We start from the raw sequence: 12,798 nt of genomic DNA on the forward strand, positions 1-12,798 counted from the left end.
AATTAATGAAGAATGTAGAATGTAAAATGTAGAATAAGTAATGAAGAGCCACAGCTTAGCTTTTCATTACTTATTCTACAGTAAACGTTACCATCCTTTAGCCGTAGTCCGTAACCGGCAGAGGTACATATCGGAAGTGATGTAGAGTGTAGACCCGTCATCTCCCCAGGCACAGTTGGCCGTAGCCGCCCCAATCTTGATGAACCCCAGTGTTTCGCCCGTTGCCGAGAGTACCAATACTCCGCCCCCACCCGTTACCCACAGGTTTCCGGCACGATCCACTTTCATTCCATCGAAGCCGCCTTCCAAACCAAGTTTTTTCATGCCCGCAGCGCCAAACACCTCCCGTCCCTTCCCCACCGAACCGTCGGCTTGCAGCGGATAAGCCATGACAAGTGGCCGAAGTGGGTCTGATTGGGCCACGTAGAGAGTCTTTTCGTCTGGCGACAGGGCTATTCCGTTGGGGCGGGTAAGGTCACCCACAACGATGGATACCATACCCGGAACGCCGGCCCGCTCGGGTGCAATCCGGTATACGCCCCACCCATCCGTTTCTTTGCCCGGATCGTTTTCTTTTTTGGGCATTCCATACGGGGGATCTGTAAAATAATAACTGCCATTGGAATGAGCGACCACATCGTTCGGGCTGTTAAATCGTTTGCCATTGAAATTATCGGCTAATGTTCGTTTACCGCCACTGCCGTTCAGGGGCATAGCCGTTACACGCCGGTCGCCATGCTCACAGGCAATAAGCCGCCCCTGCCGGTCGATGGTTAGCCCGTTGGAACCGGGTTCATCACTGTATAGCCCCACCCCCGTATAGCCGGATGGTTTCAGGAACGGTGTCACCCCTTCTTTTTCCGTCCACTTAAAAATTGTGTTCTGCGGAACATCAGAAAAGAGCAGAAACCCCTGGTCTTTAACCCAGATCGGCCCCTCGGTCCAGACGAAACCAGTAGCCAGCACCTCAACTTTAACTTCTGTGGGAATCAACTTATCCAGACGCGGGTCGACGCGCACAATCTGGCCGATCGTTGGAAAAGGCGTTGGCTGGGCCATGAGCGGACAAAAGGTAGCACTTAATAAGCCCGTTAGTAGAATAGCGTTTAGGTTCATGCGTTTTTTAGGAATAAGTCTTAAGGCTACGACGATTTTTAGCAGGTCGCAAGATGAGAAAGTGGATTGAGTTCTCTTTTTAATTATACTTACAACTTCGCTTACATTCAAGTGGGTTTCTACTCCCCAATCTGTTTTTGTTATGAACGATAAAAAACGAGCGGCTTCGTTGACCAATCAGGAAAATAAATCCCGGCGGTCGTTTTTGAAGACCCTTGGCCTTGCCGGCACGGCTGCCGCTGCTGCACCAGCCGCCTTGGCGGAAACGACAGCCTCTACGGGCATTCCGCAGTACTTGAATCTGGTACGCAGTCATTCCAGCACCGCGGCTAACGACAAAGTGCGCATTGCCCTCATCGGTACGGGTGGTATGGGTATCGGAGACACCCAAACGGCGCTTATGGTCGATGGTGTTGAGATGGTGGCGGCCTGCGACTTATACGATGGCCGGTTGCGCCGGGCAAAAGAATTGTGGGGAGACAGCCTTCCGGTAACCAAAGATTACCGGGAAATTCTGGAGCGCAAGGATATTGACGCCGTCATCAACGCAACCACCGACCACTGGCACGAGAAAATATCGTCCGATGCTATGCGCAAAGGCAAGCACGTCTATTGCGAGAAACCGATGGTGCAAAAGGTAGAAGACGGCCACACCCTGATCAAAGTCTCGAAAGAGACGGGTAAAGTTTTTCAGGTGGGTAGCCAGTTTGCCAGTTCGCTGCTCATTGCCAAAGCCCGTGAACTACTGAAAGCCGGTGATATTGGCGAGCTTGTCTTTGCCGAAGCCATCTACGACCGCCACAGCGCCATGGGTGCCTGGCAGTATTCCATTCCACCCGATGCATCGCCCCAAACCGTTGACTGGGATACGTACCTGGGCAGCGCGCCCAAACGCCCCTGGGACCCACTCCGTTTTTTCCGGTGGCGGAATTACCAGGACTACGGCACCGGTATTGCGGGTGACCTGTACGTTCACCTGCTAACTTCGCTGCACTGCATTACGGGATCAAAAGGGCCAAACAAGGTTTATTCGAGTGGGGGTACCCGATACTGGAAAGATGGTCGCGATGTGCCGGATATTCAATTGAGCATCTACGACTACGGAAAAACAGCCGAACATCCCGAATTTAACCTGACCACCCGTTCCAACTTTGTCGACGGCGGGGGTGGTAATTACCTCGTTCGGCTGGTGGGCACGGAGGGCGATTTGTCGCTGGGCTTCGATTCATTGACCGTTCACCGGAACAAGTTTCCGAAGGCCCCCGGCATGTCGATCGACAACTTCCCGAAAGATCAGAAGGAATTATACATACAGGAGTATAACAAACTTTACCCATCCCGTCCTGAACTGGAAGGGCCAAAGGAGTTTAAGTACTCGTTCCCGAAAGATTACAAGGGCGACCGCTACGAACACTTTGTCAATTTCTTCAGCTCCGTTCGCTCCAAAACACCGAACATTGAGGATGCAACGTTCGGACTTCGGGCTTGTGGGCCGACTCAGTGCGGCAACATGAGCTTTGCTCAGAAGAAAGCCATTAGCTGGGACCCCATTAATATGAAAATTCTGGGTGCCGTATAAGGTAAAGCGTTTTGCTGAGCCCCTGAATGACCGATAAAAACGGCAGGCCCCGAAACAGGGTCCTGCCGTTTTTATGTTGAAGCCATTATCATTAAAAAATCACGTATAACAGTCGAAATAATGATCAAGTGATGTGAGTCTAAAACATCAAAAAAAATAATTTTTCCTCCCCTACTTACTGATTAAATCCATGAGGAGGGGAAGGATTTGTTTCATAGGGAGTAGTTGTCAACAACGCTGGATTGAATGGTATTACCGGGTCTGATTGACCTTCTGTACGTAGTAAAAATATACTATAATTTATTCTTCCGCTAACTGTATTCCGCCGGGGTACAAAAACAAGGCTGGTTTTCCTGTTATCACCTTTAATCTGCTTTACTAATTCCTGCACATATTTCTTAAGCAGAACTTGATCGCCTACATATGTATTTGGCCCTATAGTAGCCGTTGTACTGCCTACAGGAGATAATTTCATCGTTGGATCCGTACCATAATCGACCGAACCTGATTTTCCTTTTTTAACTGCCCATCCATATAACGTAATAGCTGAATCACTCAAAAAGTGCTCAAAAACAAAATCTGAATTACCGTAGGCTATCAATGGGTCGCTGGAAACTATTAACGTATCCAACACTATTGTCGGAATTTTGATCTTTGTTCCATCAAGTTGCACGCTGGAATTCGCACTGGTAGAGTCGGCGTTATCTGATTTTGTCTGACCGGATTGACAGGCTGAAAATCCAAAGGCAAGCAATAAACAGAAACCAAGTAGTTTGGTAGTTGTCGTTAGAATCATGTTGATATAATTAAGTTGACGTGAATAAGTCAGCAAATTAGCTAGCCCTCTAAAAGGTAGGCTTTTCTTTCCGGACTAACAACTTAGTCCTTGATTATCAAAACCTTGCTTATTAAACAGCATGAAGTGTTCAATTGACTATACAGTCTGTATTGCAGAAAATAATTGTCATAAAACGTGTGCATTCAAGCTAACTTTATACTTACTTTTTCACGAAACCTGTATATTCATCGATTAGGAGCTGGTCTTGTCAATCTATATATAATCTTCTCTTTATATGTCTAAATTACTAAAGCCGCCATGTTTCAGGTAGTTCTCGATTGGTCGGAAATGTGGGCTTTGCTGATCCCCCTGATTACTTACTTTTTCCATCGTCATCAACCCAGTTATTTCAGGGTTATTTTAGTCTACCTGTGGTTGGCATTGGCTCTTAATTCGCTGGGGGATTTAATAGGCGACTTTAAACGATATTTACCCGACTGGATGCAGAGCAACCTTATCTTATATACCATTCACTCCATATCCAGGTTTATTTGTTTCACCTATTTTTTCTTTTCTATTAAGCAGTCTTATTTTTTACGCTTACGACAAATCCTTCCTCTTTTGTACCTTTTTCTTATTATCGCGAACTATATTTTTTTGGAAAATTATTTGGATCAAAATCACTTAAGTGGAAATCTGTTTACTATTGAAGCTTATTTTTTGCTCATCTATTGTTTGCTCTACTACTTATCCAAACTACAGGATGAAGTAGAGAGCTTTTGGAATGATCAAACCTTCTGGATAGTTACGGAACTTAGTATTTATGTTGTGATCAATTTCTTCATTTTTCTTTTCTACGTCCCTTTAATCAGCGAAAACGCCAGCCTTGCCGAAAAAATGTGGAGTGTTCATAATGTAGCCTATATTATTCTTTGTCTATCCATAACCAAAGCTATGTATGTACCAGTTCGACCTGTCTATTGAATCCCGGATAATCATTGGTATCTCAGCGATGGTTTTGCTATTTACCGGTTTCCTGATATCCTTCATTACGTCGCAGCGAAAAAAGATCCAGTACCATAAAGAACTGGAGCTATTGCATGAGCAACAACAGGAACTACTGGTAGCACAAAATAACCAGCTGGAGCAAAGGGTTAAGGATAGGACGGTCGAACTAAGGCAACAAAAAGAAGCCCTGCAAATCTCCCTTGCCGATCTTAAAACGACACAAATGCAGTTGATCCAGAAGGAGAAACTTGCTTCATTAGGCGAATTGACAGCCGGTATCGCCCATGAAATTCAAAACCCGCTCAACTTCGTAAAAAACTTTTCGGAAATATCCGTCGAGCTCATCGACGAATTAAAGCAGGAAATCAGGGCAGGCAATGATGGTGCTACGATTGAGCTGGCTGAAACACTATCGCAAAATCTGGAGAAAATCGGCTTACATAGCAATCGGGCCAGCCGCATTGTGAAGGGTATGCTCGAGCACTCCCGGTTAAGCTCGGGCGAACGACGCCCAACCGACCTCAACGCGTTACTTGATGAATATATGCGATTGGCCTACCATGGGTTACGGGCTAAAGACAAAGAGTTTAATTGTGAGTTGGTCACCAGCCTTGATCCCCAATTAGTCAAATTGACCGTTATTCCTCAGGACATCGGTCGTGTGTTGTTAAACCTGTTGAACAATGCTTTCTACGCCGTTCGGGAAAAGCAGAAGTACGCGAACCCCTCCTACAAACCAACTGTCACGGCGAGCACTAACCTGATCGGCAACAAAGTCGAAATACGAATACTCGACAACGGAATTGGTATACCTGATTCCATAAAGGCCAAGATCTTTCAGCCCTTTTTCACCACCAAACCCACGGGTGAGGGAACGGGTCTTGGCCTATCGCTCAGCTACGACATCATTACCAAAAGCCACAATGGAACGGTGGAAATGGAAACCAAAGCCGGTGAATTTACCGGATTCGTGATTACCCTGCCTATCTCGTAACGCTCGCGGCTAAACCGATCTTTACCTCACCAGCTGCTCATTGCTGACGCTCCGAACTGTACTGACGTTACGTAGTACGTACACCGTCTACTCCACACGTACCCGCCCATCACCAACGCCTGGCATTCCTGACCGGGTAAGCCCCTCGGCCCTAATTTGCAGGTCGGTTTTAGCATCAGACGTATAGAATGAAACGGTTGCTTTTCCGTCCGGACCCGTCTGGACCACAGGCGCCCAGAACAGCGTTGTCCGGTAATCAGGGCGGGCATGTTCCGGCTTTTTAACGTCATAACGGGGTGCGTAAAACTCTTTTAGCGGAGCATAACCCGGTAGTTTGGCAACGAGCGTGCCGGGGGCGGGGGTTAAATCTTTCGAGTAATCGTAATCCGGCTTACCTCGTTTTGTCAGGATCGAAATAACGCCCCCCGAAGCCCGCGACCCATAAATAGCTGCTGATGCGCCTTTCAACACATCGACCCGATCAATGTCCTGCACGGATACACCCATTACGCCTTGCAGGTCCATTGGCATACCATCGAGTACGAACAAAGGGTCTACCGGGCCGTTAAAATTGGCCGCTCCCCGAATTTGTACCCGTGCAGTGAGTCCGTTGCCAATCACCTGCACACCCGCAATCTGACCCTGAATAACGTCCAGAAACGTTAACCTGCCAGAAGTATTCACCTGGTCGAATTTGACACTGGCATCCGGAGTGCCGTAAATAACTCTGGAGTCCAGCTCTTTGTACTTTTTGGCTTTCACGGTCACCGTATTCAATAACACTTCGCCGTTGCGTCGGATTTGCCGCTCTATTTCCTGATACTCTTTGGTCCGCCGGATAAACTCAGCAAGTTCGTCGCTCTTAAATTCCAGCGGGTTGTAAGGCACCTTAAGAACGGTTACCGGTGGTGCCAGCAACTGATCGAGTGTAATGACCAGATTCCGATTGGCACTCCCTTTCAGGCCTTGAATCATGACGGTCGTTGTATCGGTAAAATTGAGATCATAGGCCGCGTAATTACCGGCTTCATCGGTCTCGCCAATCAGGATATCGCGCGTACTATCCCGCCGGGCCAGCATAAACGTAAGTTTTACTTTCCCGCCAATATCTTTCTGATTGGGCCGAATCACCCGCCCCGTTAATGATAAGCCTCCTTCCAGCGGGTATTTATTGGGCGGTATGGCTCCAGATAGCACATCGGCCCAGGCAAACCGTCGCCAGCCCTGCGTCATCATCAGTATATCCAGCTTCAGCCAGCGGTCTTTGTTAGCCGGTCTGAAATAATAATCGGGCTGTTCAATCGTACCGGTTAAATCAGACGACAGCAATAAATGCGACCGAATGGTGGCTGCGTTCGAGTCTAGTTCGGGCGCGAGTCGGGAGTCCAAAACGGCCAATGATAAATTAGCCGCTTGTGGTTTACCCAGTGCATCGGTCGTTATGACGGTCAGATTGACCTGTTCACGATTTCGGTAGGCCGGTTTATCCGTGGTTAGAGAAACGTTGATTTGATCGTCTCTGTGAATAAAAACAAGCCGCTCACAAACGGGGGTATTGGTTTCATCAAAGACTGTTAGCTGGGTGACACCCTCGGGAAACTGGGCACGCGACAAGCGTACCATAGCCAGTTTTTTTGCCAATGGAATTAGGGCCGTCTGATTTACCTGCCCCCTTGTCTGCGCAATTAATGTCAGCTTGGCGGTCGTGTCGGTACTGGTTTTATTGTGCATGATATACACCAGTACATTTTCTTTATTTGTCAGGTTTTCGACCTGCATACTCACTCCCCGTTCCTGTGCGGACGGGAGTGTATAGGCGGCCAACGTTCCATCAGGAAGTGGAATGTAAGCTGTATACGTCTGAGCGGGTTCGGGCTTGATCATGAAGAAGCCCATCCCCAAGTGCGAACTGGCAAAACCAGCAACAGTATCCTTCCTGGCATTCAGCACAAAGCCCTTGACGGCTACTCCCATTCCCGATGAGTTAACGGCTTTGAACGCCACGCGACCCGCTAGACCCACAAGTAAATGCCCGCCCTCAGGTAAGAACTGCACGTCAGGCCGATTGTCTGCCTGAGGACTCATAACTTTCCTGCCATCACCATCGGGGCGTAGAATGGTCAGCGTTTTGGTAAAGAAGTAATCATCCGGGTAATTCCGCATAAAGCTCGTATAAGCCCGGAGCAGATAGGTTCCTGCCGCTAATGAGTCGGGCACCGTCAATTGGCCGGGCGCATAACTATTGGTGGCCCGGAACTGGGCTCGTACCCGAACACGCCGAACCAGAGGGTCAATTAAATCGACATATAGCACCCGGCTGATCGTGTCTGCTTCATGCGAACTTCCGTTAACGAGGTAGCCTTTCAGCCATATCGTTTCACCGGTCAGGTAAGCATCCCGATCGGTATGAATATAAACTTTCTCCGTGGGCCGCTGCTGGTTATAAAGACGAAACTGGTCCAGCAAACGTTTAATGAAATCATCGTTATAAGTTCGAAATGAAAAGAATAACGTTAATGCCGGGAGTACAAGCAACGCGGCTAATCGATAAATAGCGGAACGCATAGAAAAGATTTTAAACCGTAGTATCTCCCTTTATATCTGTAGTGACTAATTTAGCAAAAACCTCCTCTTTAACCTATGACTTTACCCACTCAAAAAACAGCACTTGTTTTAGGTGCTACGGGCCTGATTGGCAACCTGCTAACACATCAACTTGTTGACTCACAGCTCTACTCCCAAGTTAAAGTGCTGGTGCGTAAACCATTGACCTGGCAACATCCTCATTTACAGGAAGTCCATTTCGAATTTGATCATCCAAATGGATTAATTATACAAGCTGATGATATATTTTGCTGTTTAGGCACAACAATGAAAAAGGCGGGGTCAAAAGAAGCGTTTCAAAAGGTAGATTATCAATATCCAATGACCATTGCCCGGATGGGTCTTACCAATGGTGCCAAACAGTTTGCCATCGTCACATCAATGGGGGCCGACACCGAATCTTCTTTCTTCTATAACCGGGTGAAAGGTGAAGTCGAACGGGATCTGGCCGGCCTGAATTATCCAACCCTACTTATCTACCGGCCTTCTCTCCTACTCGGCAACCGCGCCGGGCAGGGCGACAATCGGCTTGGAGAACGGCTGGCTGAGGGTGCCATGCGTCTGCTCAAGCCCCTGATTCCGGCGAAATATAGAGCCATTGAGGCCAGCAAAGTCGCCAAGGCTATGCTCACCACAACCCAACAGGGACTAACGGGCAAAACCGTTTTTGAGTCAGATGCATTACAGGCGTTTTGAAAGGTTCCTGTCTTTTCAAAATACCTGCACCATCAGACTAAAAGCGTAATCGTCGCCTTATCCGACGTGTAAAATTGATAGTGCCAGCTTGTCGTGTAGACTAAAGTTGGCACTGAACGCCCCTGCTACAAGTCGGCCAAATCTGTTTGTACCAATTGACGGGCAATCTTCTTCAGTTGTTGCTCCGATCCCTGCAAATGAAACGTTGTGTGCCGGTGCTGCTGCGTGCCTCCGGGGCTTAACTGAGCCGCTGGTGACGAGGACTCCAGTTCATAAAACCTACCCATTTGCGGCTGTCCCGGCTTCATGGGTCCATCATTATAAGCATTAACCACATCGCCCGAGAAGGGGTCTTTCTGTTGCTCCCAGGCGGAGTTAACATACTGGTTATTCGTTGGGTCAAAATCGTACGTCACCAGCGTTAAGGTCTGGGTGGTTGGGTCATAACTACCAATCCATTTCGTTGCCCGTGCGGGCGACACGCCTATCTTGCTTCGGTAGTTGGCATCGGCCGTGAACAGGGCAGCCGTCTTACCAATCCGCAGACGCTCGGCGGGCACTTTACCGAAATAGGAATCATTGACTGGTTTCCCTTCGCCTTGCCGGAATGGGACGATAATAGTGGCTTTCGGAGAGGCATTCATCATGCCAAGAATCCAGATCGACGGCATTCCGGTTTGTGCTGTCCAGGCTTGTTTGCCTTTGTTGGTAATCTTGTTTTCCGATTGAATGCCCACCACCTTCAGCGAATCGATGGCCACACCAAGCTGCGTTGTAATTTCATCGTTCGTTAACAGCCGAACGGTACGTTGAATACCCAAATCAAATCGGGTTCCGGCGTAATTTGTCAAAGCTACGTCGCGGGTAAAGCTGACCGATGCCTGGCTACTTTTCGTACGGGTAAACGGTTCGGTATCAATAGCAGCGGGAGTTTGCCAGTGAGTGGCGTCGAAAGGATCTCCCGGCTTGAAATATAGCGCAAACTGTCCGCCTTCGGGACCTAGCCAGAAGCGGTCCTCTCCACCAAAAGCGTTCATGTGCGGGAGTAATTTACCCGATTTAATCAGGTCGTAATTGATCCAGCCATAGCTCGATTTTCCATCGGCACTGCTCGTCATCACACGACCCTGGTAAGCCGGGCAAACCAAAGCAGAGGCCTCTCCATGCGTCAATTCAACTAAATCGGGGTGGTGTTGGCGTAAAAACTGCCGGTCTTTGGCAAAGACGGTGGAGTCAGATTGAGTTTCCAATATAGTGTCGGTGGTTTGTGCTTTGCTGGTTTCTGTTTTCCGGCCCGAGCAGGCCATACCTAAGCCCAACATAGCAAACGCGATGATTTTATGCATAAACGATAAGGAGCAAGCTTAAAAATGACGAACTTGAGAACACGATCATAGACAGATAGTCTACACCGCTATAAATCAACGTGCCCGGTCAATCTACTTTTCCCAACGGCCTTATCATCCGGCCAGCTACGCAAACAGATGAAGCCACCATTTACGATTTCCTGTGTGCGCTGGAGCAGGTAATGCTCGACCGTGCGTCCTTCACGGCAATTTTCTATCGGAATACAGCTAATCCACTCGTTCATTATCTGGTTGCCGAAATGCAGGGGGAAGTTGTTGGTTTCGTTAGCTGTCATGTTCAGTACTTACTTCACCACACGGGTAAAGTTGGGGAGATTCAGGAGTTGTTTGTCCGTCCTGAGCTACGAAACCAGCACATCGGACAGCAGTTGGTAGCAGCTTTGACAGCGCTGGCAACTAACGAAAACTTCGTCAATCTGGAGGTAACGACTAATCAGAAACGTGTCGACACCATCCGGTTTTACGAGCGTGAATCCTTTATCCGAACGCATGTCAAATTAGTAAAACCCTTACAATCCTGATGCGCTTATTATCTTTTTGCCTTCTCTTTTCCCTTTGTTCACTCGTTACCCGCGGTCAATCGTCCCCAAAACGGGATATGGCTCTGGAACGTAAGCTCCAGGCTGTACTAAGCGGTTTTCGGGGCGATGCCGGCGTATATGTTCACAACCTGAAGACAGGAAAAACGGTAGCCATCCATGCGGATACCCTATTCCCAACCGCCAGCACCATCAAAATTCCGATTCAATGCGGTCTTTTCGACAAAATCCATAAAGGTGAATTGACCTATGGACAGATTCTCACTTATAAAGATTCCCTGCACTATGACGATGGCATTGTTGGTTCGTTGAAAGACGGTGCTAAAATCCCCTTGAGTGAGGTTGTCATGTTGATGGAGACCGTCAGCGATAATACGGGCAGTTTATGGTGTCAGGCACTGGCGGGCGGAGGGGCTACCATCAACGGCTGGCTTGAGACGAACGGATTCCACCAGACACGGGTCAACTCACGCACTCCGGGTCGGGAAGCGGACCGGACCCGCTACGGCTGGGGGCAAACCACACCCCGCGAATTGGCCAATCTATTAACATTCATCCGTCAGGGGCGGGCTGTTAGTCCGGATGCCAGTGAGGAAATGTACCGGAACCTCGGGCGTCAGTATTGGGATAACGACGGGCTTTCGCAGGTGCCGCCGGATATAAAAACGGCCTGCAAGAATGGTGCCGTCAACCAGTCTCGTTCAGAGGTTGTGCTTGTCCACGCGCCACACGGTGAGTACGTATACTGCGTTATGACCAAAAACCAGAAGGACGAAAGCTGGGAACGGACAAATGAAGGTTTCGTGCTCCTAAGGAACGTCGCGGCTCTCTTGTGGCAGCATTTCGAGCCCAAGTCAACCTGGAAACCAACCGCCGGATACGAAAAGTGGTGGTAATAAAAAGCCGCTTCCCTAAACAGGGAAGCGGCTTTTTATAGAACGTGGCGGAGACAAATCTACGCTTATCTGTGAACTCGTGCAGAATTCTGCGTGTCTTGGACTAGTTTAAAAACTTTAACCGGATATCGTTCAGTTGACTGCGAATCGAGCCATCCACCTGACGGTCGCCCAAACGCAGGACAAAACCACCAATTAATTTAGAATCCAGCTTTTCTTCGAGTTCAACCGACTTACAGCCCGTCGTTTTCGTGACCATCGCTTTAAATATATCCCGTTGAGGGGCCGTCAGCGGAACGGTTGTGATGACAGTAGCCCGTTCAACACCTTTAAGTTGATCGTACTGACTAATAAACTGCTCAGCAATGGAATCCATGATGCCTTCGCGGTTCTTCCGGCCAATGATATCAAAAAAGGCCATCGTTACCGGGTTGACCCGATTGCCAAAAGCGGCTTTGATAACGGCACTTTTCTTCTCTGCCCGGACAATTGGGTTCTTCAGCATCAACATCAGCGGCCGACTTTGATCCACTGTATTTTTGAACAACAACATGTCCTTGTACATGGTCTCGGTCAGGCCTTGCTCCTGCGCCAGATCTAACAGCGATTTGGCGTAGCGAGCGGCAACAGTAGCGACTGCCATAATCGAATTAGTTTAAGCGTGAATTAGAGACCAGGTCTGTTACTAACTTTTCCTGAGAAGCTTTATCGCTCAGCTCCTTACGAAGTACTTTCTCCGCAATATCGAGCGAAAGTGTAACCACTTCTTTTTTCATCTGGGCAACCAGTGCCAGGCGTTCGTTCTGCATCGATTCACGAGCCTGCTCCAGGATGCGCTGGCCCTCAGCCGATGCTTTATCCCGTGTTTCGGCCAGCATTTTATCGGCTGTTTCTTTAGCGCCACGTAGGATAGCTTCGCGCTCCGAACGTGCCTGAGCCAGTAACTTTTCGTTATCGGCTTTCAGTGCGGTCATTTCAAGCCGTGTTTTTTCGGCCAGGTCGAGCGCACTTTGAATGTTGTTTTCCCGTTCGTTCAGGCTCTCGGTAATAGGTTTCCAGGCGAACGCACGAAGGATAAGGAACAGGCCGAGGAAAACCACTACCTGCCAGAATAATAAACCAAGATCGGGTGTGAGCAAATCCATGGATTTACGACCGCGTGAGCGGTTGATTTCGAGTTTTGATGTATAAGTTTATTGGTACGTCAACAAATCGGATTCG

The 12,798-nt window shown here is 48.5% G+C and carries 11 protein-coding genes; 5 read left to right on the forward strand and 6 right to left on the reverse strand.

From position 1 onward, the window contains the following. Nucleotides 1-87 precede the first annotated feature (87 nt). Nucleotides 88-1,116, reverse strand: coding sequence for an SMP-30/gluconolactonase/LRE family protein (locus ACYVJM_RS07315; protein ID WP_461147533.1), 1,029 nt, complete (start codon nt 1,114-1,116; stop codon nt 88-90). 142 nt (nt 1,117-1,258) lie between these two features. On the opposite strand from ACYVJM_RS07315, the gene ACYVJM_RS07320 reads away from it, so the two are divergent. Next, nucleotides 1,259-2,695 carry a Gfo/Idh/MocA family protein gene (locus ACYVJM_RS07320; RefSeq protein ID WP_461147534.1) on the forward strand — a complete coding sequence of 479 codons (1,437 nt, stop codon included), beginning with the start codon at nt 1,259-1,261 and terminating at the stop codon, nt 2,693-2,695. A 175-nt stretch (nt 2,696-2,870) separates the two neighbouring features. Here the strand turns inward: ACYVJM_RS07320 and ACYVJM_RS07325 are convergent, their stop codons facing one another. Beyond that, nucleotides 2,871-3,491, reverse strand: a complete 621-nt coding sequence (locus ACYVJM_RS07325) for a hypothetical protein (protein WP_461147535.1) — start codon at nt 3,489-3,491, stop codon at nt 2,871-2,873. A 940-nt stretch (nt 3,492-4,431) separates the two neighbouring features. On the opposite strand from ACYVJM_RS07325, the gene ACYVJM_RS07330 reads away from it, so the two are divergent. Then, entirely contained in the window at nt 4,432-5,475 is a 1,044-nt protein-coding gene (locus ACYVJM_RS07330) for a sensor histidine kinase (protein WP_461147536.1), read from the forward strand. Nucleotides 5,476-5,562: 87 nt separating this feature from the next. Here the strand turns inward: ACYVJM_RS07330 and ACYVJM_RS07335 are convergent, their stop codons facing one another. Continuing rightward, a complete protein-coding gene (locus ACYVJM_RS07335; RefSeq protein WP_461147537.1) occupies nt 5,563-8,040 on the reverse strand; it encodes a TonB-dependent receptor plug domain-containing protein in 2,478 nt (825 codons plus the stop codon). 75 nt (nt 8,041-8,115) lie between these two features. On the opposite strand from ACYVJM_RS07335, the gene ACYVJM_RS07340 reads away from it, so the two are divergent. Next, nucleotides 8,116-8,775, forward strand: coding sequence for a Rossmann-fold NAD(P)-binding domain-containing protein (locus ACYVJM_RS07340; protein ID WP_461147538.1), 660 nt, complete (start codon nt 8,116-8,118; stop codon nt 8,773-8,775). Between the two features lie 125 nt (nt 8,776-8,900). Here the strand turns inward: ACYVJM_RS07340 and ACYVJM_RS07345 are convergent, their stop codons facing one another. Further along, nucleotides 8,901-10,121 (reverse strand): DUF6786 family protein, encoded by a 1,221-nt coding sequence (locus ACYVJM_RS07345; RefSeq protein WP_461147539.1) that lies wholly within the window; start codon nt 10,119-10,121, stop codon nt 8,901-8,903. Between the two features lie 80 nt (nt 10,122-10,201). Here ACYVJM_RS07345 and ACYVJM_RS07350 point away from each other — a divergent pair, with 80 nt between their 5' ends. Both ACYVJM_RS07350 and ACYVJM_RS07355 read left to right on the forward strand, forming a co-directional pair. Then, on the forward strand, nt 10,202-10,663 hold the full coding sequence (locus ACYVJM_RS07350; protein ID WP_461147540.1) for a GNAT family N-acetyltransferase: 462 nt from the start codon (nt 10,202-10,204) through the stop codon (nt 10,661-10,663). After that, the gene (locus ACYVJM_RS07355; protein ID WP_461147541.1) at nt 10,663-11,577 is read left to right on the forward strand and encodes a serine hydrolase; all 915 of its coding nucleotides are present in this window, start codon (nt 10,663-10,665) and stop codon (nt 11,575-11,577) included. Before ACYVJM_RS07350 ends, ACYVJM_RS07355 begins: the two co-directional genes overlap by 1 nt. A 103-nt stretch (nt 11,578-11,680) precedes the next feature. Here ACYVJM_RS07355 and atpH read toward each other — a convergent pair whose 3' ends face one another. Further along, nucleotides 11,681-12,220, reverse strand: coding sequence for an ATP synthase F1 subunit delta (gene atpH / locus ACYVJM_RS07360; RefSeq protein WP_461147542.1), 540 nt, complete (start codon nt 12,218-12,220; stop codon nt 11,681-11,683). Nucleotides 12,221-12,227: 7 nt separating this feature from the next. Further along, a complete protein-coding gene (atpF, locus tag ACYVJM_RS07365; protein ID WP_461147543.1) occupies nt 12,228-12,722 on the reverse strand; it encodes a F0F1 ATP synthase subunit B in 495 nt (164 codons plus the stop codon). Nucleotides 12,723-12,798: the final 76 nt, after the last annotated feature.

It is taken from the genome of Spirosoma pulveris (assembly GCF_054781875.1).

Excerpts from the sequence above, each read along its gene's own strand:
- ACYVJM_RS07340 (WP_461147538.1), top strand. The coding sequence starts at position 8,116 with ATGACTTTACCCACTCAAAAAACAGCACTTGTTTTAGGTGCTACGGGC.
- ACYVJM_RS07355 (WP_461147541.1), top strand. The coding sequence starts at position 10,663 with ATGCGCTTATTATCTTTTTGCCTTCTCTTTTCCCTTTGTTCACTCGTT.
- ACYVJM_RS07330 (WP_461147536.1), top strand. The coding sequence starts at position 4,432 with ATGTACCAGTTCGACCTGTCTATTGAATCCCGGATAATCATTGGTATC.
- ACYVJM_RS07315 (WP_461147533.1), bottom strand. The coding sequence starts at position 1,116 with ATGAACCTAAACGCTATTCTACTAACGGGCTTATTAAGTGCTACCTTT.
- ACYVJM_RS07325 (WP_461147535.1), bottom strand. The coding sequence starts at position 3,491 with ATGATTCTAACGACAACTACCAAACTACTTGGTTTCTGTTTATTGCTT.
- atpF (WP_461147543.1), bottom strand. The coding sequence starts at position 12,722 with ATGGATTTGCTCACACCCGATCTTGGTTTATTATTCTGGCAGGTAGTG.
- ACYVJM_RS07335 (WP_461147537.1), bottom strand. The coding sequence starts at position 8,040 with ATGCGTTCCGCTATTTATCGATTAGCCGCGTTGCTTGTACTCCCGGCA.
- ACYVJM_RS07320 (WP_461147534.1), top strand. The coding sequence starts at position 1,259 with ATGAACGATAAAAAACGAGCGGCTTCGTTGACCAATCAGGAAAATAAA.
- atpH (WP_461147542.1), bottom strand. The coding sequence starts at position 12,220 with ATGGCAGTCGCTACTGTTGCCGCTCGCTACGCCAAATCGCTGTTAGAT.
- ACYVJM_RS07345 (WP_461147539.1), bottom strand. The coding sequence starts at position 10,121 with ATGCATAAAATCATCGCGTTTGCTATGTTGGGCTTAGGTATGGCCTGC.